24 protein-coding genes are annotated in these 26,593 nt (G+C 71.8%); 14 read left to right on the plus strand and 10 right to left on the minus strand.

Annotation, left to right across the window (positions count from 1 at the left end; all coding sequences use genetic code 11):
- Nucleotides 1–44: 44 nt before the first annotated feature.
- The 3 genes from ACZ4V6_RS26250 (at nt 45) to ACZ4V6_RS26260 (ending at nt 2,977) form a co-directional block, all read left to right on the plus strand.
- A complete protein-coding gene (locus ACZ4V6_RS26250; RefSeq protein WP_467831911.1) occupies nt 45–935 on the plus strand; it encodes a TatD family hydrolase in 891 nt (296 codons plus the stop codon).
- A gap of 280 nt (nt 936–1,215) precedes the next feature.
- Nucleotides 1,216–2,076 (plus strand): 16S rRNA (adenine(1518)-N(6)/adenine(1519)-N(6))-dimethyltransferase RsmA, encoded by an 861-nt coding sequence (rsmA, locus tag ACZ4V6_RS26255; RefSeq protein WP_467831913.1) that lies wholly within the window; start codon nt 1,216–1,218, stop codon nt 2,074–2,076.
- Between the two features lie 7 nt (nt 2,077–2,083).
- Nucleotides 2,084–2,977 carry a 4-(cytidine 5'-diphospho)-2-C-methyl-D-erythritol kinase gene (locus tag ACZ4V6_RS26260; protein WP_467831916.1) on the plus strand — a complete coding sequence of 298 codons (894 nt, stop codon included), beginning with the start codon at nt 2,084–2,086 and terminating at the stop codon, nt 2,975–2,977.
- A 10-nt stretch (nt 2,978–2,987) separates the two neighbouring features.
- Here ACZ4V6_RS26260 and ACZ4V6_RS26265 read toward each other — a convergent pair whose 3' ends face one another.
- A complete protein-coding gene (locus ACZ4V6_RS26265; RefSeq protein ID WP_467831918.1) occupies nt 2,988–3,584 on the minus strand; it encodes a Uma2 family endonuclease in 597 nt (198 codons plus the stop codon).
- 156 nt (nt 3,585–3,740) lie between these two features.
- On the opposite strand from ACZ4V6_RS26265, the gene ACZ4V6_RS26270 reads away from it, so the two are divergent.
- From ACZ4V6_RS26270 to ACZ4V6_RS26285, 4 genes are all read left to right on the plus strand, one after another.
- Entirely contained in the window at nt 3,741–5,555 is a 1,815-nt protein-coding gene (locus ACZ4V6_RS26270) for an ABC-F family ATP-binding cassette domain-containing protein (protein WP_467831921.1), read from the plus strand.
- Between the two features lie 242 nt (nt 5,556–5,797).
- Nucleotides 5,798–7,567 carry an outer membrane protein assembly factor BamB family protein gene (locus ACZ4V6_RS26275; protein ID WP_467831922.1) on the plus strand — a complete coding sequence of 590 codons (1,770 nt, stop codon included), beginning with the start codon at nt 5,798–5,800 and terminating at the stop codon, nt 7,565–7,567.
- 61 nt (nt 7,568–7,628) lie between these two features.
- Complete coding sequence (locus ACZ4V6_RS26280) at nt 7,629–9,551, plus strand: outer membrane protein assembly factor BamB family protein (RefSeq protein ID WP_467831925.1); 1,923 nt, start codon at nt 7,629–7,631, stop codon at nt 9,549–9,551.
- 204 nt (nt 9,552–9,755) lie between these two features.
- Nucleotides 9,756–10,430: a helix-turn-helix transcriptional regulator gene (locus tag ACZ4V6_RS26285; RefSeq protein ID WP_467831927.1), complete on the plus strand. Its 675-nt coding sequence runs from the start codon at nt 9,756–9,758 to the stop codon at nt 10,428–10,430.
- Nucleotides 10,431–11,064: 634 nt separating this feature from the next.
- Here the strand turns inward: ACZ4V6_RS26285 and ACZ4V6_RS26290 are convergent.
- Complete coding sequence (locus ACZ4V6_RS26290; protein ID WP_467831929.1) at nt 11,065–11,370, minus strand: hypothetical protein; 306 nt, start codon at nt 11,368–11,370, stop codon at nt 11,065–11,067.
- Between the two features lie 21 nt (nt 11,371–11,391).
- A complete protein-coding gene (locus tag ACZ4V6_RS26295; protein ID WP_467831932.1) occupies nt 11,392–13,071 on the minus strand; it encodes a sodium:solute symporter family protein in 1,680 nt (559 codons plus the stop codon).
- A 178-nt stretch (nt 13,072–13,249) separates the two neighbouring features.
- Here ACZ4V6_RS26295 and galT point away from each other — a divergent pair, with 178 nt between their 5' ends.
- The 3 genes from galT to galK are packed head-to-tail and all read left to right on the plus strand — an operon-like array spanning nt 13,250 to nt 16,486.
- Complete coding sequence (galT, locus tag ACZ4V6_RS26300; RefSeq protein WP_467831935.1) at nt 13,250–14,311, plus strand: galactose-1-phosphate uridylyltransferase; 1,062 nt, start codon at nt 13,250–13,252, stop codon at nt 14,309–14,311.
- Complete coding sequence (galE, locus tag ACZ4V6_RS26305) at nt 14,308–15,270, plus strand: UDP-glucose 4-epimerase GalE (protein ID WP_467831938.1); 963 nt, start codon at nt 14,308–14,310, stop codon at nt 15,268–15,270. The genes galT and galE overlap by 4 nt, the downstream gene beginning before the upstream one ends.
- Before the next feature lie 43 nt (nt 15,271–15,313).
- Nucleotides 15,314–16,486, plus strand: a complete 1,173-nt coding sequence (gene galK, locus ACZ4V6_RS26310) for a galactokinase (protein WP_467831941.1) — start codon at nt 15,314–15,316, stop codon at nt 16,484–16,486.
- On the opposite strand, the gene ACZ4V6_RS26315 is transcribed toward galK, so the two are convergent.
- Nucleotides 16,470–16,925, minus strand: coding sequence for a GNAT family N-acetyltransferase (locus tag ACZ4V6_RS26315; RefSeq protein ID WP_467831944.1), 456 nt, complete (start codon nt 16,923–16,925; stop codon nt 16,470–16,472). The two genes, galK and ACZ4V6_RS26315, sit on opposite strands and share 17 nt — an antisense overlap.
- A 289-nt stretch (nt 16,926–17,214) precedes the next feature.
- Here ACZ4V6_RS26315 and ACZ4V6_RS26320 point away from each other — a divergent pair, with 289 nt between their 5' ends.
- Nucleotides 17,215–17,982: a response regulator transcription factor gene (locus ACZ4V6_RS26320; RefSeq protein ID WP_467831947.1), complete on the plus strand. Its 768-nt coding sequence runs from the start codon at nt 17,215–17,217 to the stop codon at nt 17,980–17,982.
- Here the strand turns inward: ACZ4V6_RS26320 and tamR are convergent.
- Nucleotides 17,941–18,438, minus strand: coding sequence for a MarR family transcriptional regulator TamR (gene tamR, locus ACZ4V6_RS26325; protein ID WP_467831950.1), 498 nt, complete (start codon nt 18,436–18,438; stop codon nt 17,941–17,943). The genes ACZ4V6_RS26320 and tamR overlap by 42 nt on opposite strands.
- Nucleotides 18,439–18,556: 118 nt before the next feature.
- On the opposite strand from tamR, the gene ACZ4V6_RS26330 reads away from it, so the two are divergent.
- Together ACZ4V6_RS26330 and ACZ4V6_RS26335 are read left to right on the plus strand one after the other, a co-directional pair.
- The gene (locus ACZ4V6_RS26330; RefSeq protein WP_467831952.1) at nt 18,557–19,375 is read left to right on the plus strand and encodes a trans-aconitate 2-methyltransferase; all 819 of its coding nucleotides are present in this window, start codon (nt 18,557–18,559) and stop codon (nt 19,373–19,375) included.
- Nucleotides 19,372–19,734 (plus strand): VOC family protein, encoded by a 363-nt coding sequence (locus tag ACZ4V6_RS26335; RefSeq protein ID WP_467831955.1) that lies wholly within the window; start codon nt 19,372–19,374, stop codon nt 19,732–19,734. Before ACZ4V6_RS26330 ends, ACZ4V6_RS26335 begins: the two co-directional genes overlap by 4 nt.
- An 11-nt stretch (nt 19,735–19,745) precedes the next feature.
- On the opposite strand, the gene ACZ4V6_RS26340 is transcribed toward ACZ4V6_RS26335, so the two are convergent.
- Nucleotides 19,746–20,420, minus strand: coding sequence for a TetR/AcrR family transcriptional regulator (locus ACZ4V6_RS26340; protein ID WP_467831957.1), 675 nt, complete (start codon nt 20,418–20,420; stop codon nt 19,746–19,748).
- Complete coding sequence (locus ACZ4V6_RS26345; RefSeq protein WP_467831958.1) at nt 20,417–21,418, minus strand: acyl-CoA desaturase; 1,002 nt, start codon at nt 21,416–21,418, stop codon at nt 20,417–20,419. The genes ACZ4V6_RS26340 and ACZ4V6_RS26345 overlap by 4 nt, the downstream gene beginning before the upstream one ends.
- A 303-nt stretch (nt 21,419–21,721) precedes the next feature.
- Here ACZ4V6_RS26345 and ppc point away from each other — a divergent pair, with 303 nt between their 5' ends.
- The gene (gene ppc / locus ACZ4V6_RS26350; protein ID WP_467831961.1) at nt 21,722–24,463 is read left to right on the plus strand and encodes a phosphoenolpyruvate carboxylase; all 2,742 of its coding nucleotides are present in this window, start codon (nt 21,722–21,724) and stop codon (nt 24,461–24,463) included.
- A 69-nt stretch (nt 24,464–24,532) separates the two neighbouring features.
- On the opposite strand, the gene ACZ4V6_RS26355 is transcribed toward ppc, so the two are convergent.
- The 3 genes from ACZ4V6_RS26355 to ACZ4V6_RS26365 form a co-directional block, all read right to left on the minus strand.
- Complete coding sequence (locus ACZ4V6_RS26355) at nt 24,533–25,066, minus strand: hypothetical protein (protein ID WP_467831964.1); 534 nt, start codon at nt 25,064–25,066, stop codon at nt 24,533–24,535.
- 52 nt (nt 25,067–25,118) lie between these two features.
- Nucleotides 25,119–25,721: an aminoacyl-tRNA hydrolase gene (gene pth, locus ACZ4V6_RS26360; RefSeq protein ID WP_467831966.1), complete on the minus strand. Its 603-nt coding sequence runs from the start codon at nt 25,719–25,721 to the stop codon at nt 25,119–25,121.
- A gap of 93 nt (nt 25,722–25,814) precedes the next feature.
- Entirely contained in the window at nt 25,815–26,405 is a 591-nt protein-coding gene (locus tag ACZ4V6_RS26365) for a 50S ribosomal protein L25/general stress protein Ctc (RefSeq protein WP_467831969.1), read from the minus strand.
- Between the last annotated feature and the right edge of the window lie 188 nt (nt 26,406–26,593).

A 26,593-nucleotide genomic window follows, 5' to 3' on the forward strand; every position in this document is an offset into this window, starting at 1 on the left:
CTCGGGCGATCCGCGAAGGCGTGCCCCTTCCGTAGGATCGGGGCATGCCTTCGAACGCCTCGGACCGGACCGACAAGAACGACGCCCCGCCGCTCCCCGAACCCCTGCGGGTACCGGTCGCCGACTCGCACACCCACCTCGACATGCAGGCGGGCACGGTCGAGGAGGGCCTCGCGAAGGCCGCGTCGGTCGGCGTCACCACGGTCGTCCAGGTCGGCTGCGACCTCGCGGGCTCGCGCTGGGCGGCCGAGACGGCGGCGGCGTACGACGCCGTGCACGCCACCGTCGCGCTGCACCCCAACGAGGCGCCCCGCATCGTCCATGGGGACCCCGACGGCTGGTCGCGGCAGGGGGCGCGCGAGCCCGGCGGGGACGCGGCCCTCGACGACGCCCTCGCCGAGATCGACCGGCTGGCCGCGCTGCCGCAGGTCAAGGGCGTCGGCGAGACCGGCCTCGACCACTTCCGCACCGGCCCGGAGGGCAGGGCGGCCCAGGAGCGGTCCTTCCGCGCCCACATCGAGATCGCCAAGCGGCACGGCAAGACCCTGGTCATCCACGACCGCGACGCCCACGCCGACGTCCTGCGCGTCCTCAAGGAGGAGGGCGCCCCCGAGCGCACCGTCTTCCACTGCTACTCCGGCGACGCGGAGATGGCCGGGATCTGCGCCGAGGCCGGGTACTACATGTCCTTCGCCGGCAACGTCACCTTCAAGAACGCCCAGAACCTGCGCGACGCCCTCGCCCTCGCCCCGCTGGAGCTGGTCCTGGTGGAGACCGACGCCCCGTTCCTGACGCCGGCGCCCTACCGGGGCCGCCCCAACGCCCCCTACCTCGTGCCGGTCACGGTGCGCGCGATGGCCGCCGTGCGCGGCACCGACGAGGACGCCCTGGCCACCGCCCTCGCGGCGAACACGGCCCGCGCCTTCGGTTACTGACACCCGCGTCCGCGCGCGACGCCTCACGCCGCGCCGTCGCGTCGGTCCGGAGAGGGACGGAGGGGACGGAGGGGACGGAGGGGACGGACGCCCGGCCGGGTTCCGGGCCCGGTCCGGACCTCGGGAGCGTGCCGGCGCGAGCAGGACGCGGTTCGGGACGTGCGGGACCGGTGACCCGCACGGCGTGCACAGCGCGCCGGCCCCTGCCCTGCGGGGGTGACCCGACGGCGCCCCGGCCGCCCCGGGCCGTCCCGGGGGCGCCCCCGGCTACCCTTGCGGGGTGAGCAGCCCCACCCCCGACGCCCTCCTGGGCCCCGCCGACGTCCGCGAACTCGCGGCGGCCCTCGGCGTGCGCCCCACCAAGCAGCGCGGCCAGAACTTCGTCATCGACGCGAACACGGTCCGTCGTATCGTCCGCACCGCCGGGGTACGCCCCGACGACGTGGTGGTCGAGGTGGGACCGGGTCTCGGCTCGCTCACCCTGGCCCTCCTCGAGGCGGCCGACCGGGTCACCGCCGTCGAGATCGACGACGTCCTCGCCGCCGCCCTGCCCGCCACCGTCGCCGCCCGCATGCCCGAGCGCGCCGACCGGTTCGCCCTCGTCCACTCCGACGCCATGCAGGTGACCGAGCTGCCGGGCCCCGCCCCGACCGCGCTCGTCGCGAACCTGCCCTACAACGTCGCCGTGCCCGTCCTCCTGCACATGCTCGACACCTTCCCGAGCATCGAGCGCACCCTCGTCATGGTCCAGGCCGAGGTCGCCGACCGGCTCGCCGCCGGCCCCGGCTCCAAGGTGTACGGCGTGCCGTCCGTGAAGGCGGGCTGGTACGCCGAGGTGAAGCGGGCCGGCGCCATCGGCCGCAACGTCTTCTGGCCCGCGCCGAACGTCGACAGCGGACTGGTGTCACTCGTCCGGCGGGCCGAGCCGCTGAAGACCACCGCGTCCAAGCGGGAGGTGTTCGCCGTCGTCGACGCCGCGTTCGCCCAGCGCCGCAAGACCCTGCGGGCCGCGCTCGCCGGCTGGGCCGGGTCGGCCGCCGCCGCCGAGGCCGCCCTCGTCGCCGCGGGCGTGTCGCCGCAGGCGCGCGGAGAGTCGCTGACCGTGGAAGAGTTCGCGCGTATCGCCGAACACAAGGAGTGACGAGCAAGTGAGCGTGACGGTCCGCGTCCCCGCCAAGGTCAACGTCCAGCTCGCGGTCGGCGCCGCCCGCCCCGACGGCTTCCACGACCTGGCCAACGTCTTCCTCGCGGTCTCCCTGTACGACGAGGTCACCGCGACCCCCGCCGGCGCCCTGCGCGTCACCTGCGAGGGCCCGGACGCCGACCAGGTCCCGCTCGACCGGACCAACCTCGCGGCGCGCGCCGCCCTCGCCCTCGCCGAGCGGTACGGCCGCGAAGCCGACGTGCACCTGCACATCGCCAAGGACATCCCCGTCGCCGGCGGCATGGCGGGCGGCAGCGCGGACTGCGCCGGCGCCCTGGTCGCCTGCGACGCCCTGTGGGGCACCGGCGCCTCCCGGGAGGAACTGCTGGAGATCTGCGCCGAGCTGGGCAGCGACGTCCCGTTCAGCCTGGTCGGCGGGGCGGCGCTGGGCACCGGGCGGGGCGAGCGGCTGACGGAGCTGGAGGTCGGCGGCGACTTCCACTGGGTGTTCGCGTCGGCCGTGCGGGGCCTGTCCACACCGGCCGTCTTCCGCGAGTTCGACCGGCTGGGGGAGGGCCGGGACATCCCGGAGCCGGCCGCCGACCAGGCGGTGCTCGACGCCCTCGCCAAGGGCGACCCCGCCGCGCTCGCCGTCGCCGTCTCCAACGACCTCCAGCCCGCGGCGCTCTCCCTCTTCCCCGAACTGTCCGACACCCTGGCGGCGGGCCGGGCGGCGGGGGCACTGGCCGCGCTGGTCTCGGGCTCGGGTCCGACGACGGCCTTCCTCGCGACCGACGCCAAGTCCGCCTCCGACATCGCGGGTGTGCTGCGGGCCTCGGGCACGTGCCGGGACGTGCGCACGGCGGTGGGGGCGGCGGCGGGGGCTGTAGTGGTTTGAGAGGGCGGGGTCAGAGGTTGTCGACGGCCGTGAGGTCGATGTCGATGACGCAGGGCTTTTCGACCTTGATCCGGTCCCGGTGCATGCCCACGTGCACGTAGGCCTTGGTCATCGGGTCGAGTTCGTAGACGTGGACGACCGGCCTGCCGTCCGTGCCGCCCTGTTCGACGCGCCAGAAGTTGGGGATGCCTGCGGCGGCGTACTTCTGGGGCTTGGTGGTGCGGTCGCGGGATTCGGAGTCGGGTGAGACGACCTCGACGGCGAGGAGAACGTCCTCGGCCTTATAGCTCGTCTGGGTCGGTCCGGTGACCGCCTCGGCCCGGATGACGCTCACATCGGGCTCCGGGCCGTTGTGCCGGTCGAGGATGGTGGTCATCTCCCGACTGACCCTGAGATCGGCAGGCAACCCTGCGCGCAGCCCCCAGACCAGCAGGTCGATCACGTTCGCGTGGAAACGACGCTGTGGACTCACGAAAACCAGGCTCCCGTCGATCAGCTCTGTGTGCGGCGGGAGATCCGGCAGCGTGAACAGGTCGTCCACGGTGTATCCGTCCTGCGGCGGCACCGGCCAGCGAGAGGGGCGGTGCTCTACGGACTCGGCGGTCATGGTTCCTCCCATGGACGGGGATCCTGCTGCCTGCCCTCCAAGGTAACCGGGAGGTACGACACACGTCACCACAAAGAGTGACGACCCCCGCCCGCGTCACCCCACCCCCCGGAGGGCCTACGCTTGAAGGCTGATCGTCCCCCAGGCAGGAGAGAAATGGCCGTCAACCTGGTCAATGTCGAGAACGTCAGCAAGGTGTACGGCACCCGTGCACTCCTCGACGGCGTGTCCCTCGGCGTCTCCGAAGGGGACCGCATCGGCGTCGTCGGCCGCAACGGCGACGGCAAGACGACCATGATCCGCATGCTCGCCAAGCTGGAGGAGCCCGACACCGGGCGGGTCACCCACTCCGGCGGGCTGCGGCTCGGCGTGCTCACCCAGCACGACTCCCTCGACCCCGAGGCCACCGTCCGCCACGAGGTCATCGGCGACATGGCCGACCACGAGTGGGCGGGCAACGCCAAGGTCCGGGACGTGCTGACCGGCCTGTTCGGCGGGCTGGACCTGCCCGGGTTCCCGCAGGGGCTGGACACCGTCATCGGGCCGCTCTCCGGCGGCGAGCGGCGCCGGATCGCGCTCGCCAAGCTGCTCATCGACGAGCAGGACCTGATCGTCCTCGACGAGCCCACCAACCACCTCGACGTCGAGGGCATCGCCTGGCTCGCCCGGCACCTGCGCGAGCGGCGCTCCGCGCTCGTCTGCGTCACCCACGACCGGTGGTTCCTCGACCAGGTCTGCACCCGCATGTGGGACGTGCAGCGCGGTGACGTGTACGAGTACGAGGGCGGCTACTCCGACTACGTCTTCGCACGCGCCGAGCGCGAGCGCATCGCCGCCACCGAGGAGACCAAGCGGCAGAACCTCGTCCGCAAGGAGCTGGCCTGGCTCCGGCGCGGCGCCCCCGCCCGCACCTCCAAGCCCCGCTTCCGCGTCGAGGCCGCCAACGAGCTGATCGCCGACGTGCCCCCGCCCCGCGACAGCAGCGAGCTGATGAAGTTCGCGTCGTCCCGGCTCGGCAAGACCGTGTTCGACCTGGAGGACGTGACCGTCCAGGCCGGTCCCAAGGTGCTGCTCAAGCACGTCACCTGGCAGCTCGGCCCCGGCGACCGCATCGGCCTGGTCGGCGTCAACGGCGCCGGCAAGACCTCCCTGCTGCGGGCCCTCGCCGAGGCCGCCCGCAGCGAGGGCGAGCGGCAGCCCGCCGGCGGGCACGTGCGCGTCGGCAGGACCGTCAAGCTGGCCTACCTCTCCCAGGAGGTCGCCGAGCTGGACCCGGACTGGCGGGTGCTGGAGGCCGTGCAGCGCGTCCGCGAGCGCGTCGACCTCGGCAAGGGCCGCGAGATGACCGCGGGCCAGCTGTGCGAGACGTTCGGCTTCGGCAAGGAGAAGCAGTGGACGCCGGTCGGCGACCTGTCCGGCGGTGAGCGGCGACGGCTCCAGCTGCTGCGCCTGCTCATGGACGAGCCCAACGTCCTCTTCCTCGACGAGCCCACCAACGACCTCGACATCGAGACCCTGACCCAGCTCGAGGACGTGCTCGACGGCTGGCCCGGCTCGATGATCGTCATCTCCCACGACCGGTTCTTCGTCGAGCGCACCACCGACCGCGTCTTCGCCCTCCTCGGCGACGGCGCGCTGCGGATGCTGCCGCGCGGCATCGACGAGTACCTGGAGCGGCGGCAGCGGATGGAGGAGGCCGCGGCGGCGGGCTCCCCCGCACCGGCGGCGAAGCCGGCCGCGGAGGTGCCCGAGAAGAGCGCCGCCGACGTGCGCGCCGCGAAGAAGGAGCTCCAGAAGATCGAGCGGCAGCTCGACAAGATCTCCGAGAAGGAGACCGCGCTGCACGCCCGGATCGCCGAGAACGCCACGGACTTCGCGAAGGTGGCCGAACTGGACGCCGAGCTGCGGGCCCTGGCCGGACAGCGCGACGAGCTGGAGCTGCGCTGGCTGGAATTGGCGGAGGACGCCTGACCCGCGCGGGACTGTCGCGCGCAGGGGGCGCGCAGCGCGTGAAGGGGGCGTGAAGGCGCGTAACGGAGGCATCACGGGCCGGTCCTCCCTTGGGAACAGGGGCGGGCACGGCCCGGTGTGCTGTCGGCGCCGGGTGATAGAAAGGGCCGTCTGAAGACTGTCTGAGCGACCGCCCGACGACGACCCCGAGGCCAGCGCGTACCTCGGGGCGTGGCGGAAAAGCAATAAGGGGGAACGCGCTGATGAGCCAGCCGCCCAACCAGCCGCCGCAGCCGGGTGGCTTCGGAGCACCGCAGAACCCGCCGCCGGGCGGTGGTTTCGGGGCACCGCAGACGCCGCCGCCCCCGCAGGGCCCGCCGCCCGGAGCGCCGCAGCCGGGGTACGGGTACCCGCAGCAGCCGGGCCCGTACGGTCAGCAGCCCGGCCCGTACGCGCAGCCCGGCCCGTACGCCTCCGGTCCGTACGCCCAGCCCCAGCAGCCGGGCCCGTACGGTCAGCAGCCCGGCTACGGATACCCGCAGCCCCAGTTCCCCGGCGGACCCGGCACCCCGCCGCCCGGCGGCTCCGGCTCCCGCAACCCCTTCAAGGGCAAGCCGGCCCTCGCGATCGGCGCCGCGGTCGCGGCCCTGCTCGTCATCGGCGGCACCGTGTGGGCGGTCACCGGCACCGGGGACGACGGCAAGGACAAGAAGCCGGTCGCCGAGAAGAGCGACGACGCCAAGCCCTCGGTCTCCGGCGGCGCCCCGGTCGACCAGGGTGACGGCAGCGGCGACGGCGCCGAGGACCCCCAGGACCTCAACGAGGGCCGCCAGGCCGGCGAGTCCAGGGTGCTCTGGTACAAGGAGGCGCCCGACGCCCCCGGTTCCGGCGCCGACGCCGACGGCATGTGGATCACCGACAAGTCCGCGGTGAAGGCGGCGTACAAGCAGGTCTTCGCCTACAACGTCGACGACGGCAGGCCCACCTGGGACCCGATCACCTTCCCGCAGAAGATCTGCGCGGTCACCCCGGAGAAGACGGCCCAGAACACGGTCGTCGTCGCCTACATGAGCGGTTCCAGCGAGCGCGCCGAGTGCAACCGGCTCCAGCAGATCGACCTCGCCACCGGCAAGCAGGGCTGGAAGCAGGAGGTCGCGGACGGCGAGCTGTTCGACTCCACGCTCTCCGTCGAACTCACCGTCAGCGGCAGCACCCTGATGGTCGGCCGCTCCCAGTCCGGCACCGCCTACGACGTGACCAGCGGCAAGAAGCTGTACGACAAGAAGCGTTACGGCGACGCCTGCTTCCCCGCCGGATTCGCGGGCAGCGCGACGAAGCTCGTCCAGGTCGCCTCCTGCGGCGCCGGCGGCGACAACGCGCACGACGAGGTGCAGGGCCTCGACCCGAAGACCGGCAGGGTGCTGTGGACCCACCGGTACGAGAAGGGCTGGCGGGTCGAGCGGGCCTACTCCGTCGACCCGCTCGTCCTCTACGCCAGCAACGAGGACAAGAAGGTCTGGAACATCTCCGCCTTCACCGCCGCCGGCCGGGTCCAGGCGCAGGTCGGCGTCGACGAGGACTTCGCCCCCGAGTGCGGCTGGGCCATCCTCGATCGCGACCTCCAGGGCTGCACGGGCGTCGTCGTCGCCGACAACACCCTCTACCTGCCGACCAAGGCGACCACCGGCGCCAACGAGATCGTCGCGATCAACCTCGCCGACGGCAAGGAGAAGTGGCGCGCGAAGTCCCCCGCGGACGAGTCGATGCTGCCGGTGAAGGCCGAGGGCGGCGCGCTCGTGGCCTACGTGGAGCCGTCGTACGACGCGGGCGGCCAGGTCGTGTCGATCCCGACGGGCGGCGCCGGCCACACGCCGTCCAAGCTGCTGCAGAACCCGCAGAGCGTCGCGGACGTCGAGGACAGCTTCTTCTCGCGGGACGTCGACTGGGCCGACGGGCGCTTCTTCATCTCCAGCACCCGCCTGAACGGGAACGACGACGCGAAGGAGAAGTTGATGCTCGCCTACGGCAAGTGACCTCCTTCGCCCCCGCCGTCCGGCCGGACCCGTCGTCCCCGCTCCCCGAGGTACTCACGCCATGACCCAGCCGCCCCACCAGCCCCCGCAGCAAGGGGGTTTCGGCCCGCCGCAGGACCAGCCGCCGCAGCCGGCCCGGCCCCCCGCCCCACCGTCGGGCGGCGGCCCGGACCTCGGCAAGGCCCCCGCGCCCGGGTACGGCTACCCCCAGGCCCCGCAGACACCTCCGGCGGCCCCGCAGCCGCCCACGGCTCCGCCGACCCCGCCGACGGGCGCGCCGCAGCCGGGGTACGGGTATCCGCAGCCGCCGCAGACGCCCCAGCCCGGGTACGGCTACCCCGGCGGGCAGCCCGGACCGTACGGGCAGCCGCAGCCGGGACCCTACGGCCAGCCGACGCCGGCGTACGGTCAGCCGGCACCGGCGTACGGCCAGCCGGGGCAGCCCGGCCAGCCGGGTTACGGATACCCGCAGGCGACCGTGCCGATGCAGGCCCCGACCGGAGGCCCGGGCGGCGGGCGGAAGATCAGCGCGTCGATGGCGATCATCGTGGCGGCCGTCGTCGCGATCGCCCTCATCATCGGCGGCGGGGTCTGGTACGCGAGCTCCTCCGGCAAGGACGACAAGAACACCACCGCGGGCTCCGGCGGCGGCACCGGCGGCAAGGGCGGCACGGACGAGAAGGGCGGCTCCGGCGGCACCTCCTCCGGCGGCGAGGAGAAGGTGCCCGCGGACCCGTCCGCCAAGGTCCTCTTCCAGGTCCCGGCACCCGCGGTGAGCAAGGACGTCAGCACCGTCGTCGTCTCCGGCTCCTGGCTCACCGACAAGGTGTACGCCAAGAGCGGCATCGCCCAGATCGTCGGCTACGACCCCGACAAGGGCACCAAGCTGTGGACGATCCCGCTGGCGGGCCCCGTCTGCACCACCAGCCGGCACCTCACCGAGGACAACAAGGCGGTCGTCGTCCACGAGCCCGCCATGCCGACCAAGGCCGAGCCCTCGCACGGCTGCAGCCAGGTGGCGCTGATCGACCTGAACACCGGCAAGACGGTGTGGACGAAGACCGCCAACTCCGGTGACCAGCCGATCTCCTTCGGCAACGTCACGATCAGCGGCGGCACCGTCGCCGCCGGCAGCACCAGCGGCGGCGTCGCCTGGGACATCGCCAGCGGCAACGTCCTGTGGTCCCCGAAGCCGACCGACACCTGCTACGACGCGGGCTACGGCGGCGGCGAGAAGCTGGTCGCGGTGCGCAAGTGCGGCACGTACGACGCGCGGCAGCTGAACATCCAGACCCTCGACCCGAAGACCGGCAAGGTGCTCTCGGAGTACAAGATGGCCAAGGGCATCGAGTACGCGGGCATCGTCTCGACCAACCCCCTGGTCGTGGCCGCCGACGTCGGCGACTCCGCCGGTGACGGCAGCGGCATCTCGGACTTCTTCTCCATCGACAACAAGACCGGCAAGCTGCGCACCCGCATCTCGGCGCCGGGCGAGCAGTTCGCCGCCCGCTGCGACACCATCACCAAGATCGAGCAGTGCTCCGGCCTCGCGGTCGGCAACGACCGGATCTACATCCCGACCGAGGAGCACGAGGGCGGCGGCGAGGGCTACTCCCGGACCAACGAGATCGTCGCCCTCGACCTGGCCACCGGCAAGCAGACCGGGCAGCGCGCCGACGCCGGCGAGGGCTACACGATCACCCCGCTGCGCATGGACGGCGGCAACGTGATCGCCTACAAGAGCCCGCCGTACGACAAGGGCGGCCAGATCGTCAGCATCGACGGCGGGACGTTCAAGGAGACCAAGCTCCTGGAGAACCCGGCCACCGAGGCGGTGCGGGACGTGGAGGGCAGCATGCTGCCGGAGTACTCCGAGTACCTCTACTCCCAGGGCCACCTGTACATGTCGCAGGTGTACGCCAGTGAGATGACCAGCTCGGACGACAAGGAGTACCTGGTCATCGGGTTCGGCGCCGGCGGCTGAGCGCTCGGCCCCCGTCGTGTGTCCACGGCCCCGCCCCTGTTCGGGGGCGGGGCCGTATTGCGAGGGATTTCGGCGTTCCGGGGCAGTTCTTCCCGGTAGGGGCAGCGCGACGTCGAACTAGCGTGTAGCTTCCGGGGGCATGAGGGCGGGGCCGGGGGCCGGGGGGCCGGGCCGGGCTGGGCCGGGGGGACTGGGGGTTGCTCTATGGGAGTGCGGCTCATGGTGGTCGACGACCACCGACTGCTCGCCGAGGCACTGGCCTCGGCGCTGAAGCTGCGCGGGCACCGGGTGCTCGCCGCGACGGCGCCCGCCGCGGGGGCGGCGGAACTGGTGATCAGCCGGGCGCCGGAGGTGTGCCTGCTGGGCACGGCGGCACCGGCCGAGCCGGGGATCTTCGACCCGGTGGTGCGGATCAAGCGGGAGCGGCCGCAGGTGGCGGTGCTGGTGCTGGGGCCGGTGCCCAGTCCGCGCGGGATCGCGGCGGCGTTCGCGGCGGGGGCGTCGGGGTACGTCCGGCACGACGAGCGCATCGAGGGGGTCGAGCGGGCGATCATGAAGGCGCGGGCGGGTGAGGCGGCGGTGACGCCGGCGCTGCTCCAGGGGGCGTTCGGGGAGCTGCTGAATCCGGCGGCCCAGCCCGACGACGAGGGGCAGCGGTTGCTGTCGATGCTCACCCCGAGGGAGGTCGAGGTGCTGGTCCGGGTCGCCGACGGCGAGGACACCCGGCTGATCGCGGCCGGCATGGGGATCGCGCCGTCCACGGCGCGTACGCATGTGCAGCGGGTCCTGATGAAGCTGGGCGTGGGCTCCCGCCTGGAGGCGGCCGCACTGGCCGCGCGGACGGGGCTGCTGGACCGGGCGGGGGCCTCCGGCGGTTGAACGGGGCGCCTGCGGCGGCCTGTGCGGGTTCGGTGGTGGTGCGGGGTGCCTGCGGCGGCCTGTGCGGGTTCGGTGGTGGTGCGGGGTGCCTGCGGCGGCCTGTGCGGGTTCGGTGGGGGTGCGCGGATGCCTGCGGCGCCTGTGCGGCTCCGGTGGGGGTGCGGGGTGCCTGCGGCGCCTGTGCGGCTTCGGTGGGGGTGCGGGTAGCGCCTTCGGTGGTCTGTGGGTCGGGGCCGCGTCGGGGGGTGTCCGTCCTCGGAACGGCGCGGAATCGGGTACTGACCAGCAGGCGGGGCGTTGACGCGCCAACCGCTGCGGGCGGACACCCCCCGACACGTCCCCTTCCCGCCGTACGCGACTGACCCGCCGTCCCCACTCAGCTATGGGCAGCCGCCATCCGCCACCGCTCCAGCTGCGGACAGTCGCCGTGCCGCCGTAGCTGCGGGCAGTCGTGCCTCCCCCAGTGCCTGAACGGCCTGGGCGGTACCCCCGGGGCGGCACGGGTGGACGGTGGGGGTCCCCCCGCTCGAGCGAAGCCGAGAGTGGGGGAGGTACCCCGTAGCGCCGGGCGCGCGAACCTACCCCGCCCCACTCCCGCGCCGGGCGCCCGTGAACGACGTTCACGGGACCCGCGTCACCCCCGCGGCGGCTCCTCGGCAGAGCGCGGCGGAGCCATCGGCCGCAGCTTCAGCCAGGCCAGGAAGAACAGCCCCAGCACCAGCATCCCCAGCCCGGTCCACAGGTTGATGTTCACCCCCTGCGCCTTGTCGATGTCGTCGTCGGACGCCACGAAGCCCGCGATCGTCACGATGACGCCGTAGACCACGAACAGTCCGCCGATGATCCGCCGGATGTCGAACAGCCGCGCGGCGGTCGCGGACTTGCTCTCCAGCTCGGAGACCTCGTCCTGGACGTTCTTGTCGGAGTGGGAATCGGACATGCTCTCTCAATCCTCCCGCGGTCAGAACGAGAACGGGATGTAGCAGGCGGCGGCCAGCACGACCGCGCCCCAGCCCAGCAGCGCCGGCTTGCGGTACCACGCGTCGTCGCCCTCGGCGGGCGGCTCCGCCATGCCGGGGGAACGGGTGCCGTACACCAGGCCCTGGAGCTCGGCGACCGGCTTGGGCTTGGTGAACAGGGACACGGCGACCATGACGACCGCTCCGGCGACGAAGCCCGCGATCGCCGAGACGAAGTTGGCGCCCTGGTCGGAGGGGATGTCGATGATGCCCTGCTTGTAGACGACGAAGTAGTTGACCATCGCGGCGGTGGTGCCCGCGATCAGGCCCCAGAAGCCGGACTTCATGGACGCCCGCTTCCAGAACATGCCGATGATGAAGACCACGAACATCGGCACGTTGAAGAAGGAGAAGAGCGTCTGGAGGTAGCTCATGATGTTCGAGAAGGACGAGGCCAGGAAGGCCGTCCCGATCGACGCCAGGACGCCGATCACCGTGATCAGGCGGCCGAAGCGCACGTAGTACGCGTCGTCGCGGTCCTTCACCACGTACTTCGCCCAGATGTCGGTGGTGAAGACCGTGTTGAAGGAGGAGACGTTCGCGGCCATGCCCGCCATGAAGGCCGCCAGGAGGCCGGTCACGGCGATGCCGAGGACGCCGTTGGGCAGCAGCTGCTGCATCAGGTACGGGATCGCGTCGTTGTACTGGAGGTCCGAGCCGGGCGTGCCGATCTTCGGGACGAGGACCGCGGCGACCAGGCCCGGGATCATCACCAGGAAGACGATGAAGATCTTCGGGAACGCGGCGATCAGCGGCGTGCGCTGGGCCGCCGAGAGGTTCTTCGCCGACAGGGCGCGCTGCACCTCGGCGAAGTTCGTCGTCCAGTAGCCGAAGGAGAGCACGAAGCCGAGGCCGAGGACGATGGTCAGCCAGTTGGCGCCCAGCGGGTTCGCGCTGCCGATGCCCGTGCCGCCCCACGAGGTCATGAAGTCGGCGCCGTGGGACTGGGTGAGGGAGTCGGACAGGCCGTCCCAGCCGCCGACCTTCTTCAGGCCCAGGACGGTGATCGGGATGAGCGCCGCCATGATCACGAAGAACTGGAGGACCTCGTTGTAGATCGCCGAGGAGAGTCCGCCGAGGGTGATGTACGCCAGGACGAAGAAGCCGGCGACCACGATGGCCACCCACTCCGGCCAGCCGAGCAGCGCCTCGACGACGATCGCGAGGGCGTAGAGGTTCACCCCGGCGATCAGGATGGCGGCGAAGGCGAACAGGACCGAACTCAGCAGGTGTGCCGCCCTGTCGAAGCGCAGGAGGAGGAACTCCGGGACCGAGCGGACCTTGGAGCCGTAGTAGAACGGCATCATCACCAGGCCGAGGAAGACCATCGCGGGGATGGCGCCGATCCAGTACCAGTGCGTCGTGTAGACGCCGTACTGCGCGCTGTTGGCGGCCATCCCCAGGATCTCGGTGGCGCCGAGATTGGCCGAGATGAAGGCGAGGCCGGTGATCCAGGCGGCCAGGGACCGGCCGGACAGGAAGAAGTCCAGGCTGGTCCTGACCGAGCGGCGGGCGGCGAAACCGATGCCGAGGACGACGACGAAGTAGATCCCGAGGATCGTGTAGTCGAGCCAGTTGGTGGGGAGTCGAAGCTCCGCGGCTAGGTATGTGGGGGTATGCATACGAACTCGCTTCGTTGCGCGAACTGATCCGGAGCGGAACTTACGCCTCCGAGTTCAACTTCTGAACACTTCTGGTGATGTTCTTTGTTTGATTGTGATGATCAGCGTCCTGGTGGGTTGTGATGTGTTATGTTTGATTGTGTTGGATGATTGGGTGTGGGTGCAGAGGAGTGCGGCAGTGAAGAAGACCTCGACCCGGCTGGCCGACGGCCGCGAGCTCATCTACTACGACCTGCGCGACGACCGGGTGCGCGACGCCGTCGACCGGCGTCCGCTGGAGCGGACCGTCACCACCTCCGAGATCCGCCGCGACCCGCTGCTCGGCGACTCGGTCGCCGTCGCCTCCCACCGCCAGGGCCGCACCTACCACCCGCCCGCCGACCAGTGCCCCCTGTGCCCGTCCGAGGGCGAGCGGCTGAGCGAGATCCCCGACGCGTCGTACGACGTGGTGGTCTTCGAGAACCGTTTCCCCTCGCTGGCCGGCGACTCCGGCCGCTGCGAGGTCGTCTGCTTCACCTCCGACCACAACGCCTCGTTCGCCGACCTGGGCGAGGAGCAGGCCCGGCTCGTGCTCGACGCCTGGACGGACCGCACCTCGGAGCTGTCGCATCTGTCCTCCGTCGAACAGGTCTTCTGCTTCGAGAACCGCGGCGCCGAGATCGGCGTGACGCTCGGTCACCCGCACGGGCAGATCTACGCCTACCCGTTCACCACTCCCCGCACCGCCCTGATGCTCCGTTCACTCGCCGCGCACAAGGAGGCGACCGGCGGGGAGAACCTGTTCGACGCGGTGGTGGAGCGGGAGCTGGCCGGCGAGCGGGTCGTCCTGGAGGGCGAGCACTGGGCCGCCTTCGTGCCGTACGCGGCGCACTGGCCGTACGAGGTGCACCTCTACCCCAAGCGGCGCGTGCCCGACCTGCTCGGCCTCGACGAGGCGGCGCGCACGGAGTTCCCCCGGGTCTATCTGGAACTGTTGAGGCGCTTCGACCGGATCTTCGGGGAGGGTGAGCCTCCGACGCCGTACATCGCGGCCTGGCACCAGGCGCCGTTCGGCCTGCTGGAGGACTTCGACGGTGTGACGCGGGACGACTTCGCGCTGCACCTGGAGCTTTTCACGATTCGCCGTACGTCCGGCAAGCTGAAGTTCCTCGCGGGCTCCGAGTCCGGCATGAACGTGTTCATCAACGACGTGCCCCCGGAGCGCGCGGCCGAGCGATTGCGAGAGGTAGCGAGTTCATGAGTGGGAAGTACCTGGTGACGGGCGGCGCGGGCTATGTCGGCAGCGTGGTCGCCCAGCATCTGCTGGAGGCGGGTCACGAGGTCACCGTCCTCGACAACCTCTCCACCGGATTCAGGGAGGGCGTCCCCGCGGGCGCCGCGTTCGTCGAGGGCGACATCCGCGACGCCGCCAAGTGGCTGGACGCCTCGTTCGACGGCGTGCTGCACTTCGCCGCGTTCTCGCAGGTCGGCGAGTCGGTCGTGAAGCCCGAGAAGTACTGGGACAACAACGTCGGCGGCACCATGGCCCTGCTGGAGGCCATGCGCACGGCGGGCGTGCGCCGGCTCGTCTTCTCCTCCACGGCCGCCACCTACGGCGAGCCCGAGGAGGTGCCGATCGTCGAGACCGCGCCGACGAAGCCCACCAACCCGTACGGCGCCTCCAAGCTCGCCGTCGACCACATGATCACCGGCGAGGCGGCGGCCCACGGCCTGGGCGCGGTCTCCCTGCGCTACTTCAACGTCGCCGGCGCGTACGGCGCGTACGGCGAGCGGCACGACCCCGAGTCGCACCTGATCCCGCTGGTGCTCCAGGTCGCGCAGGGCAGGCGGGACGCGATCTCCGTCTACGGCGACGACTACCCGACGCCGGACGGCACCTGCGTGCGCGACTACATCCACGTCGCCGACCTGGCCGAGGCCCACCTGCTCGCCCTGGACGCGGCCGTTCCCGGCGAGCACCTGATCTGCAACCTGGGCAACGGCAACGGCTTCTCCGTCCGCGAGGTCGTCGAGACCGTCCGCCGGGTCACCGGCCACCCGATCCCCGAGGTCGTGGCCCCCCGCCGGGGCGGCGACCCGGCCACCCTGGTGGCGTCGGCCGCCACCGCCCGCGAGAAGCTGGGCTGGAACCCGTCCCGCGCGGACCTCGCGGGGATCGTCGCCGACGCGTGGGAGTTCGCGCAGCGGCACGCGAAGTAGACCTGCAGGACGTGGAGAAGTACGGAAGGGCGAGGGGCAGGGCATGAGCGAGACTGTGGCGCGGGCGGTCGGTGAGCGGTTCCGCGAGCTGTACGGGGCAGAGCCGCAGGGGGTGTGGGCGGCGCCGGGCCGGGTCAACCTCATCGGCGAGCACACCGACTACAACGACGGCTTCGTCATGCCGTTCGCCCTCCCGCACACCGCGGTCGCCGCGGTCTCCCGGCGCGACGACGGCGTCCTGCGCCTGCACTCGGCGGACATCGACGCCGGCCCCGTCGAGCTGCGCGTCGCCGACCTGACCCCCGAGGCGGACCGGACCTGGACGGCGTACCCCTCGGGCGTCGTCTGGGCGCTGCGCGAGGCCGGGCACGAGATCACCGGCGCCGACGTCCACCTGGCCTCGACGGTCCCGTCGGGCGCGGGCCTGTCCTCGTCGGCGGCCCTGGAGGTCGTCGTCGCCCTGGCCCTGAACGACCTGTACGCCCTCGGCCTGCGCGGCTGGCAGCTGGCCCGCCTGTGCCAGCGCGCCGAGAACGTCTACGTCGGCGCACCGGTCGGCATCATGGACCAGACGGCGTCCGCGTGCTGCGAGGACGGCCACGCCCTGTTCCTGGACACCCGCGACCTCTCCCAGCGCCAGATCCCCTTCGACCTGGCCGCCGAGGGCATGCGCCTGCTCGTCGTCGACACGCAGGTCAAGCACTCCCACAGCGAGGGCGAGTACGGCAAGCGCCGCGCCGGCTGCGAGAAGGGCGCCGCCCTGCTGGGCGTCGACGCGCTGCGGGACGTCCCGTACGCGGAACTGGACGCGGCGCTCGAACGGCTGGGCGACGAGGAGGAGGTGCGCCGCCTGGTCCGCCACGTCGTCACGGAGGACGAGCGCGTGGAGCGGGTGGTGGCGCTGCTGGAGTCCGGCGACACCCGCGCCATCGGTCCGGTCCTCGTCGAGGGCCACGCCTCCCTGCGGGACGACTTCCGCATCTCCTGCCCGGAGCTGGACCTGGTCGTCGACACCGCCCTGGAGGCCGGCGCCCTGGGCGCGCGGATGACCGGCGGCGGCTTCGGCGGCTCGGCGATCGTGCTGGTGGAGGCGGCGGACGTGGACGACGTCACCAAGGCGGTCGAGGAGGCGTTCGCCGCGGCCGGCCTCACCGCTCCCCGGGTGTTCGAGGCGGTGCCCTCGGCGGGCGCGCGGCGGATCAGCCCAGCCGCTTGACCAGCGTGTACTCGGTGATCCCCGGCGGATAGTCGGGGATCACGCACACCACCTCGTAGCCCTGCCCGCGGTAGAAGCCCGGCGCCTGGAAGTCCCAGGTCTCCACGCGCGCCGCCGCGCAGCCCCGTTCGTCGCGGGCCGTCCGTTCCGCCTCGCCCAGCAGCGCGGTGCCCAGCCCCGTGCCCCGGCACCGGTCGTCCACCCACAGGTAGGTCACGTGGAGCCAGGTCGCCCAGGTGTGCCCGACGAGACCGCCCGCGAGGCCGCCCCCGTCGTCCAGGACCCAGACGTGCAGGGGGAATTCGCGTTCGTGAGGGGTGCCGCGCAGGGAACGCAGGATCGGGGAGGCGGCCGTGTTCGTCTTCCGCAGGCGGGTGCGCAGCAGATCGCGCCGTGCCGTGTCTACTTCTGTCACAAGACGAAACATGCGGCTCACCATAAACGCGCCCGGCTGTCAGTTCTGCAAATAGCCTTCCGCTCCCGGCGCCCGTCCGTACCCTGATGGACAGCACCGGTGGGGGCCGGTGCCGTTCAGGGGGCGAGACAGCCGGGTACGGGACCCGGGACGGGGGAGCGGTTGTCGTACGGCGGCGGCCGTGCGGTTGCGGCGACCCGTCCCCGGTACCGGACACGAGGACGCACACGGGGACTTCGGGCCCCGTGCCCGTGCCGGTGTTGTCCTTTGGCGATGTATCCCCTGCTCCTCGGGAGCCGGGGAAGGGGGTTTCGTGGTGCGCATCCGAGTGCTGGTCGTCGACGACCACCGCATCTTCGCCGAGTCGCTGGCCGCCGCGCTGGCCGCCGAGCCGGACGTCGACGTCCTGGCGGCGGGCAGCGGTCCGGCCGCGCTGCGCTGCCTGAAGAAGGCCGCGGTCGAGGGGCGGCCGTTCGACGTGCTGCTCGTCGACGCCGACCTGGGCGGCCACGTGCCCGCCGCCCGGCCGGCCGTGCCCGTGCGGGACGGCGACGAGGACGGGCTGGTGGACGGCATCTCGCTGGTCGCCGGGGTGCGGTCGGCGCAGCCCGGGGTGCGGATCGTCGTCCTCGCCGAGAGGGACGACCCCCGGCGGGCCGCCCTGGCGCTGGGCGCCGGAGCCTGCGGGTGGGTCGCCAAGGACTGTTCCCTGTCGCGGCTGCTCAGCGTCATCCGGGGGGTGCTGCGCGACGAGACGCACCTGCCGCCCGCGCTGCTCACCGGGGTCCTGCGGGAGCTGACCGCCGCCCGCAGGCACCGCACCGAGAGCGAACGGCTGGTGGAGTCGCTGACCCCGCGCGAGCGGGAGGTGCTGCGCTGCATGGTCGCCGGCCTCGGCCGCAAGGCCGTCGCCGAGCGGCTGTACCTGTCCCCGCACACGGTGCGCACCCACATGCAGAACGTGCTGGGCAAGCTGGGCGTCCACTCCACCCTCGCCGCCGTCGCCCTGGCGCGCCGGGCCGGGGTGGGGCCCGCCGACCTATCCGGGGATGTTGTCGAACGGGGCGGTCAGCTGGCGTAGCAGGGCGGCCAGTTCGCCGCGCTGGGCGCGGGAGAGCTCGCCCAGGATCGCGCGCTCCTGGTCCAGGAGCCCGGCGAGGGCCTGGTCGGCGCGGTCCCGGCCCTCGGCCGTGAGCCGGACCAGCACGCCGCGCCGGTCGCTGGGGTCGGGCAGGCGTTCCACCAGGCCCTTCTTGGCGAGGCGGTCGATGCGGTTGGTCATCGTGCCGGAGGTGACCAGGGTCTGGGTGAGCAGCTGGCCCGGCGAGAGCTGGTACGGGGTGCCCGCGCGGCGCAGCGCCGTCAGGACGTCGAACTCCCACGGCTCCAGCTGGTGCTCGGAGAAGGCCAGCCGACGTGCGCGGTCCAGGTGCCGGGCGAGCCTGCTCACCCGGCTCAGCACCTCGAGCGGTTCCACGTCGAGGTCCGGGCGCTCCCGGCGCCACGCTGCGACCAGCCGATCGACCTCGTCCTCCATGACGATCAGTGTAGTGGTTGTGTCGATGTGAAGTCTCTTGATGTCAACCATCTTGACATCAAGAGATTTTCGGGGTCACGCTGGACACCCGCCCCGCACGGCCACCCCTGGAGGCACCATGCCCGCCGCCCCCGTCTGGGACCCCGCCCGGTACCTGCGCCACGCGGACCACCGCGCCCGCCCCTTCACCGACCTCCTCGCCCGGATCCCCGGGCTCCCCACCGCCCGCCCCCGCGTCGCCGACCTCGGCTGCGGCCCCGGCAACGTCACCACCCTGCTCGCCGGCCGCTGGCCCACCGCCCGCATCACCGGCTACGACGACTCCGCCGAGATGCTCGCGCGGGCCGAGGAGCACGCCGGACCCACCCCGGGCGGCGGACGCCTCGGCTTCGCCCGTGCCGACGTCCGCACCTGGACCCCGGCCGAGCCGCACGACCTGATCATCAGCAACGCCGCCCTCCAGTGGGTCCCCGGGCACGCCGAACGCTTCGCCGACTGGATCACCGCCCTGCGGCCCGGCGGCACCTTCGCCTTCCAGGTCCCCGGCAACTTCGACGCCCCCAGCCACCGCCTGATGCGTGACATCGCCGGCTCCCCGCGCTGGCGCGACCGCCTCGCCGGCACCCTGCGCCACGACGACGCCGTGCACACCCCCGGGACCTACCTGGAGAGGCTGACGGACCTCGGTTGCACGGCGGACGTCTGGGAGACGACGTACCTGCACCTGCTGACCGGGGACGACCCCGTCCTCGACTGGGTCGCGGGCACGGGCCTGCGTCCCGTCCTCACCGCGCTCGACGACGACCCGCAGGCCCGGGACGCGTTCGTCGAGGAGTACCGCACCGCCCTGCGCGAGGCCTACCCGCCCGGCCCGCACGGCACCCCGTTCCCCTTCCGCCGCGTCTTCGCCGTCGCCACCAGGAGGCGTGAGCGGTGAACACCGCGCTCGACCACGTCCGGCTCGCCGCCCCGCCCGGCTCCGGGGACGACCTGCGGGCCTACTACGCGGGCGCCCTCGGCATGACCGAGATCCCCGAGCCACCGGCCCTGGCGGCACGCGGCGGCTGCTGGTTCCGGACCGGCGCCGTCCAGCTCCACCTGGGCACCGAGACGGACTTCCGGCCCGCGAAGAAGGCCCACCCCGGCCTGAGGGTCACGGGGATCGACACGTACGCCGCCCGGCCGGCCGCGCACGGAGCCCCGGTCACCCGGGACGACGCCCTGCCGGGCCACAAGCGCTTCTCCAGCGAGGACCCGGTGGGCAACCGGCTCGAATTCCTGGAACCGGCCGGCTGACCGTCGCACCGCTACGACTTCCGGTGCCCGATCAGCCGCGGCTTGGGCTCCAGCCCGTCCAGGCCGTGCCACGCCAGGTTCACCAGGTGCGCCGCCACCTCCGCCTTCTTCGGGCGGCGCACGTCCAGCCACCACTGGCCGGTCAGCGCCACCATGCCGACCAGCGCCTGCGCGTACAGCGGGGCCAGCTTGGCGTCGAAGCCGCGGTTCTTGAACTCGCGGCCCAGGATGTCCTCCACCTGGGTGGCGATGTCGGAGATCAGCGAGGCGAAGGTGCCCGTCGACTGCGGGATGGGGGAGTCGCGGACCAGGATGCGGAAGCCGTCCGTGTACTCCTCGATGTAGTCCAGCAGCGCGAACGCGGCCTGCTCGCACAGCTCACGCGGATGGCCCGCGGTCAGGGAGCTGGTCACCATGTCCAGCAGCCGCCGCATCTCGCGGTCCACCACCACCGCGTACAGGCCCTCCTTGCCGCCGAAGTGCTCGTACACCACCGGCTTGGACACCCCGGCCTTCGCCGCGATCTCCTCCACCGACGTGCCCTCGAAGCCCTTCGCGGCGAAGAGGGTGCGACCGATCTCCAGCAGTTGCTGGCGACGCTCGGCACCGGTCATCCGGGTACGGCGCGCACGCCGCGGCTTGTCATTGCTGGGAGTGCTGGAGTCGGTCGCCACAGCGACCATCATGCCGCCTCGACGGTTTCCCTCCGGCGGCGGGAGCCGCCTTGGTCCGTGTTGCGGCGCGAATCGATACGCGAGCGTGACGGCCACCGCACGTCGTACGCCCACCCCAGCTGCTCGAACCAGCGGATCAGACGGGCGGACGAGTCCAGCTGCCCGCGCATCACCCCGTGCCGCGCCGACGTCGGGTCGGCGTGGTGCAGGTTGTGCCAGGACTCACCGCAGGACAGGATCGCCAGCCACCACACGTTGCCCGAACGGTCCCGCGACCTGAACGGCCGCTTGCCGACCGCGTGGCAGATCGAGTTGATCGACCACGTCACATGGTGCAGCAACGCCACCCGGACGAGTGAGCCCCAGAAGAACCCGGTGAACGCACCCCACCAGGACATCGTGACCAGCCCGCCGATCAGCGCCGGCAGCGCCAGCGACACCGCCGTCCACAGGACGAACTGGCGGGAGATCGCACGCAGCGCCGGGTCCTTGATCAGATCCGGCGCGTACTTGTCCTGCGGCGTCTGCTCCTCGTCGAACATCCACGCGATGTGCGCCCACCACAGGCCCTTGATCAGGGCCGGCACCGTCTCGCCGTACCGCCACGGCGAATGCGGGTCGCCCTCGGCGTCCGAGAACTTGTGGTGCTTGCGGTGGTCGGCGACCCACCGGACCAGCGGCCCCTCGACCGCCATCGAACCCGCGATCGCCAGCGCGATCTTCAACGGCCGCTTCGCCTTGAACGAACCATGGGTGAAATGACGGTGGAACCCGATCGTGATGCCGTGGCAGCCCAGGAAGTAGAAGAACACCAGCAGGCCCAGGTCCAGCCAGCTCACCCCCCACCCCCACGCCAGCGGCACCGCCGCCACCAGCGCGAGGAACGGGACCGTGATGAACAGCAGGAGGGTGATCTGCTCGATCGACCGCTTCTGCTCACCACCGAGGGTGGCGGAGCCTTCGCCGGGGGCCTTCGCAGCGTCTGGGATCACATCGGAACTCGTGGTCATGCGCGTCCTCTGGGGGTCGAGGGTCGTGGCCGGCGCCGGGCTGCGGAAACACGCCGCGGAAACCACGCACGATTTCCTACAATTCCGTAACCTACGGCGACGTAAGTATGGCAGTGCGTCGCCGCCCGGCAAGAGCCCGAGAACCTGCGCGTCCGGCTCGACACCTATCCTGGAGAGCGGTCGGACAGCGCGGTCCGCTCAGATTTCTTCCCGGACGTCCGGCCCCGTAAGCGGCGCCCGCCGCGCGAGACGCCGTCCGGGTTCCCTCCCAGACGAGCTTCAACACTGCAAGGAGCCGCACCTGTGAGCAGTGCCGACGACCAGACTGTGTCCCAGGCGACCACCAACGCCGAACTGCGGGCCGACATCCGCCGACTGGGCGACCTCCTCGGGGAGACCCTCGTCAGGCAGGAGGGCCCCGAACTGCTGGACCTCGTCGAGAAGGTACGCCGCCTGACCCGAGAGGACGGCGAGGCCGCGGCGGAACTGCTGCGCGGCACCGAACTGCAGACCGCGGCCAAGCTGGTCCGCGCCTTCTCCACCTACTTCCACCTCGCCAACGTCACCGAACAGGTCCACCGCGGCCGCGAACTGCGCGCCCGCCGCGCCGCCGAGGGCGGCCTGCTCGCCCGCACGGCCGACCGCCTCAAGGACGCCGACCCCGAGCACCTGCGCGAAACGGTCCGCAACCTCAACGTGCGCCCCGTCTTCACCGCGCACCCCACCGAGGCCGCCCGCCGCTCCGTCCTCAACAAGCTGCGCCGCATCGCCGCCCTCCTCGACACCCCCGTCATCGAGACCGACCGACGCCGCCTCGACACCCGCCTCGCCGAGAACATCGACCTCGTCTGGCAGACCGACGAACTGCGCGTCGTACGCCCCGAACCCGCCGACGAGGCCCGCAACGCCATCTACTACCTCGACGAACTCCACGCCGGCGCCGTCGGCGACGTCCTGGAGGACCTGACGGCCGAACTCGAACGCGCCGGCGTCAAGCTCCCCGACGACACCCGCCCCCTCACCTTCGGCACCTGGATCGGCGGCGACCGCGACGGCAACCCCAACGTCACCCCCCAGGTCACCTGGGACATCCTCATCCTCCAGCACGAACACGGCATCAACGACGCCCTGGAGATGATCGACGAGCTGCGCGGCTTCCTGTCCAACTCCATCCGCTACACCGGAGCGACGGAAGAACTCCTCACCTCCCTCCAGGCCGACCTCGACAAGCTCCCCGAGATCAGCCCCCGCTACAAGCGCCTCAACGCCGAGGAGCCCTACCGGCTCAAGGCCACCTGCATCCGGCAGAAGCTGGAGAACACCAAGCAGCGCCTCGCCAAGGGCATCCCCCACGAGAACGGCCGCGACTACCTCGGCACCGCCGAACTCCTCGCCGACCTGCGCATCCTCCAGACCTCCCTGCGCGAACACCGCGGCGGCCTCTTCGCCGACGGCCGGCTCGCCCGCACCATCCGCACCCTGGCCGCCTTCGGCCTCCAGCTCGCCACCATGGACGTCCGCGAACACGCCGACGCCCACCACCACGCCCTCGGCCAGCTCTTCGACCGCCTCGGCGAGGAATCCTGGCGCTACGCCGACATGCCCCGCGAGTACCGCACCAAGCTCCTCGCCAAGGAACTGCGCTCCCGCAGGCCCCTGGCCCCGACCCCCGCCCCGGTGGACGCCGCCGGCGAGAAGACCCTCGGCGTCTTCCAGACCGTGCGCCGCGCCCTGGAGGTCTTCGGCCCCGAGGTCATCGAGTCCTACATCATCTCCATGTGCCAGGGCGCCGACGACGTCTTCGCCGCGGCCGTGCTGGCCCGCGAGGCCGGCCTCATCGACCTGCACGCCGGCTGGGCCAAGATCGGCATCGTGCCGCTCCTGGAGACCACCGACGAGCTCAAGGCCGCCGACACCATCCTCGAGGACCTCCTCGCCGACCCCTCCTACCGGCGCCTGGTCGCCCTGCGCGGCGACGTCCAGGAGGTCATGCTCGGCTACTCCGACTCCTCCAAGTTCGGCGGCATCACCACCTCGCAGTGGGAGATCCACCGCGCCCAGCGCCGCCTGCGCGACGTCGCCCACCGCTACGGCGTCCGCCTGCGCCTCTTCCACGGCCGCGGCGGCACCGTCGGCCGCGGCGGCGGCCCCACCCACGACGCCATCCTCGCCCAGCCCTGGGGCACCCTCGAGGGCGAGATCAAGGTGACCGAACAGGGCGAGGTCATCTCCGACAAGTACCTCATCCCCTCCCTGGCCCGCGAGAACCTGGAACTGACGGTCGCCGCCACCCTCCAGGCCTCCGCCCTGCACACCGCACCCCGCCAGTCCGACGAGGCCCTCGCCCGCTGGGACGCCGCCATGGACGTCGTCTCCGAGGCCGCCCACCAGGCCTACCGCAAGCTGGTCGAGGACCCCGACCTGCCGACGTACTTCCTGGCCTCCACACCGGTCGACCAGCTCGCCGACCTGCACCTGGGCTCGCGGCCCTCCCGCCGCCCCGGCTCAGGAGTCTCGCTCGACGGACTGCGCGCCATCCCCTGGGTGTTCGGCTGGACCCAGTCCCGGCAGATCGTCCCCGGCTGGTACGGCGTCGGCTCCGGCCTCAAGGCACTGCGCGAGGCCGGCCTGGACACCGTCCTGGACGAGATGCACCAGCAGTGGCACTTCTTCCGCAACTTCATCTCCAACGTCGAGATGACCCTCGCCAAGACCGATCTGCGCATCGCCCAGCACTACGTCGACACCCTCGTCCCCGACGAACTCAAGCACGTCTTCGACGCCATCAAGACCGAACACGAACTGACCGTCGCCGAAGTGCTGCGGGTCACCGGCGAGGACGAACTCCTCGACGCCGACCCCGTCCTCAAGCAGACGTTCGCCATCCGCGACGCCTACCTGGACCCGATCTCCTACCTCCAGGTCGCCCTCCTCGGCCGCCAGCGCGAAGCGGCCGCCGCCGGCGAGGAAGTCGACCCGCTGCTCGCCCGGGCCCTGCTGCTCACCGTCAACGGCGTCGCCGCCGGCCTGCGCAACACCGGCTGACACCCCGCCACCCGCACACCGCGGTGCCCCCGCGCCCACCACGGGCACGGGGGCACCGCCGCAACCGCCTCACACCACGACGAACGCCGCCGTCAGCAACCCCACCCCGGACCCGGCCAGCACCCACGCCACCCGCGTCCGCCGCAACCCGCCCGCCACCACCACCGACGCCAGCAGCAGCGCACCACCCAGCGGCACCCACGCGTACAACACCCCCGCCGGACCCGAACGCACCGCCTGCGCACCGCCCGGCTTCAGCACCACCGAATACGTCCGCCCCTCCGCCACGGCCACCGAATCCTCGATCACGACACGCCCCCGCGCCCGCGACCCCGCCGACACCGGCGCATACGGCCCACTGCACGAACCGCCCCCGCACCGCGTCACCTCGACCGTGCCCCGCTCACGCCCCTTGGTCAGCATCACGTGCTGCGCCGTCCCCCACGACGCCCACACCCCGGCGATCAGGATCAGCGCCGACACCGTGCCCATCGCCACCACCCGGCCGAACCGCAGCGCGGCACGCGAGACACGCGAGACACGCGAGACGGCCTGACGGGGACGGGCGGCGGCAGCGACTGAGGCAGGCATGGCCGGGATCATTGGCCATACCTACGCGGCCGGTCAACTCACCCGGGCGGCACACACGGACACGTCACGAGTTGTACGTGCCCTGCGCACGCTCCAGCCCCTCGACCACCAGACACTCCACCGCATCCGCCGCACGGTCCACGAAGTAGTCCAGCTCCCTGCGCTCCGCCGACGAGAAATCCTTCAGCACGAAATCCGCCACCGGCATCCGCCCCGGCGGCCGCCCGATCCCGAACCGCACCCGGTGATAGTCCGCCCCCAGCGACTTCGTGATCGACTTCAGCCCGTTGTGCCCGTTGTCCCCGCCACCCAGCTTCAGCCGCAGCACCCCGTAGTCGATGTCCAGCTCGTCGTGCACCGCCACGACATGGCCCACCGGCACCTTGTAGAAGTCCCGCAACACCGTCACCGGACCCCCCGACACGTTCATGAACGACATCGGCTTCGCCAGGATCACCCGCCGACCGGCCGGCCCCGGCGGCCCGACCCGCCCCTCCACCACCTGAGCCTGCGCCTTGCCGTGCCGCTTGAACCGCGCCCCGATCCGCTCCGCCAGCAGATCCACCACCATGAAACCGACATTGTGCCGATTCCCGGCGTACTCGGGGCCCGGATTGCCGAGACCGGCCACCAACCAGGGCGCACCCGCGTCCGTCGTCACGTCCATGCCTCCTCAACCGCCCGTCCGACCACACATACACGTCGGCCGCTGCCCCACACGGGAACAGCGGCCGACCAGGAAATATCCCCCGGGGGACGATCAGGCCTCGGCGGCCTCTTCGCCCTCACCCTCGGCAGCGGGCTCCTCGGCCTGCGCGGCCAGGACCTGCAGCACCACGGCGTCGTCCTCCACCGCCAGCTTCACACCGGACGGCAGCGCGATGTCCTTCGCCAGGACAGAGGCACCGGCCTCCAGACCCTCCACGGACACGGTGACCTGCTCCGGGATGTGCGTGGCCTCGGCCTCGACCGGCAGCGCGGCCAGCACGTGCTCCAGCAGGTTGCCGCCCGGGGCCAGCTCGCCCTCGGTCTGCACCGGGATCTCGACGGTCACCGTCTCGCCGCGCTTCACCAGCTGCAGGTCGACGTGCTCCAGGAAGCCCTTGATCGGGTCACGCTGGACCGACTTCGGGATCGCCAGCTCGTTGGTCTTGCCGTCGATGTCCAGCGCGATCAGCACGTTCGGCGTACGCAGCGCCAGCAGCAGCTCGTGACCCGGAAGCGTCAGGTGGACCGGGTCCGAACCGTGACCGTACAGAACACCCGGAACCTTGTCGTCACGACGGATACGACGCGCGGCACCCTTGCCGAACTCGGTGCGGGTCTCGGCGGCGAGCTTCACCTCGGACATGATCACTCCTCGTAGAGGTAGAAACGGACGTGGTCACCCGGCCACGAACGGCCTGCTACGAAGAGCGCGTCGATAACGGACAACCACACCCGCGAACACGAGTACGGCCTCCCTCGCCGAGCAACTTCACCAGTCTACTCGGAGAGGAAGGCCGCACCCAAAACGATCTCGAGAACCCCGGGAAACCC

The sequence above is a fragment of the Streptomyces sp. NPDC029152 genome (assembly GCF_055564355.1).

What these genes read in the sequence shown, in the direction of transcription:
- ACZ4V6_RS26250 (WP_467831911.1), top strand. Translation starts at nt 45, where the DNA reads ATGCCTTCGAACGCCTCGGACCGGACCGACAAGAACGACGCCCCGCCG.
- ACZ4V6_RS26265 (WP_467831918.1), bottom strand. Translation starts at nt 3,584, where the DNA reads ATGACCGCCGAGTCCGTAGAGCACCGCCCCTCTCGCTGGCCGGTGCCG.
- ACZ4V6_RS26270 (WP_467831921.1), top strand. Translation starts at nt 3,741, where the DNA reads ATGGCCGTCAACCTGGTCAATGTCGAGAACGTCAGCAAGGTGTACGGC.
- ACZ4V6_RS26275 (WP_467831922.1), top strand. Translation starts at nt 5,798, where the DNA reads ATGAGCCAGCCGCCCAACCAGCCGCCGCAGCCGGGTGGCTTCGGAGCA.
- ACZ4V6_RS26280 (WP_467831925.1), top strand. Translation starts at nt 7,629, where the DNA reads ATGACCCAGCCGCCCCACCAGCCCCCGCAGCAAGGGGGTTTCGGCCCG.
- ACZ4V6_RS26285 (WP_467831927.1), top strand. Translation starts at nt 9,756, where the DNA reads ATGGGAGTGCGGCTCATGGTGGTCGACGACCACCGACTGCTCGCCGAG.
- ACZ4V6_RS26290 (WP_467831929.1), bottom strand. Translation starts at nt 11,370, where the DNA reads ATGTCCGATTCCCACTCCGACAAGAACGTCCAGGACGAGGTCTCCGAG.
- ACZ4V6_RS26295 (WP_467831932.1), bottom strand. Translation starts at nt 13,071, where the DNA reads ATGCATACCCCCACATACCTAGCCGCGGAGCTTCGACTCCCCACCAAC.
- galE (WP_467831938.1), top strand. Translation starts at nt 14,308, where the DNA reads ATGAGTGGGAAGTACCTGGTGACGGGCGGCGCGGGCTATGTCGGCAGC.
- galK (WP_467831941.1), top strand. Translation starts at nt 15,314, where the DNA reads ATGAGCGAGACTGTGGCGCGGGCGGTCGGTGAGCGGTTCCGCGAGCTG.
- ACZ4V6_RS26315 (WP_467831944.1), bottom strand. Translation starts at nt 16,925, where the DNA reads ATGGTGAGCCGCATGTTTCGTCTTGTGACAGAAGTAGACACGGCACGG.
- tamR (WP_467831950.1), bottom strand. Translation starts at nt 18,438, where the DNA reads ATGGAGGACGAGGTCGATCGGCTGGTCGCAGCGTGGCGCCGGGAGCGC.
- ACZ4V6_RS26330 (WP_467831952.1), top strand. Translation starts at nt 18,557, where the DNA reads ATGCCCGCCGCCCCCGTCTGGGACCCCGCCCGGTACCTGCGCCACGCG.
- ACZ4V6_RS26340 (WP_467831957.1), bottom strand. Translation starts at nt 20,420, where the DNA reads ATGATGGTCGCTGTGGCGACCGACTCCAGCACTCCCAGCAATGACAAG.
- ACZ4V6_RS26345 (WP_467831958.1), bottom strand. Translation starts at nt 21,418, where the DNA reads ATGACCACGAGTTCCGATGTGATCCCAGACGCTGCGAAGGCCCCCGGC.
- ACZ4V6_RS26355 (WP_467831964.1), bottom strand. Translation starts at nt 25,066, where the DNA reads ATGATCCCGGCCATGCCTGCCTCAGTCGCTGCCGCCGCCCGTCCCCGT.
- pth (WP_467831966.1), bottom strand. Translation starts at nt 25,721, where the DNA reads ATGGACGTGACGACGGACGCGGGTGCGCCCTGGTTGGTGGCCGGTCTC.
- ACZ4V6_RS26365 (WP_467831969.1), bottom strand. Translation starts at nt 26,405, where the DNA reads ATGTCCGAGGTGAAGCTCGCCGCCGAGACCCGCACCGAGTTCGGCAAG.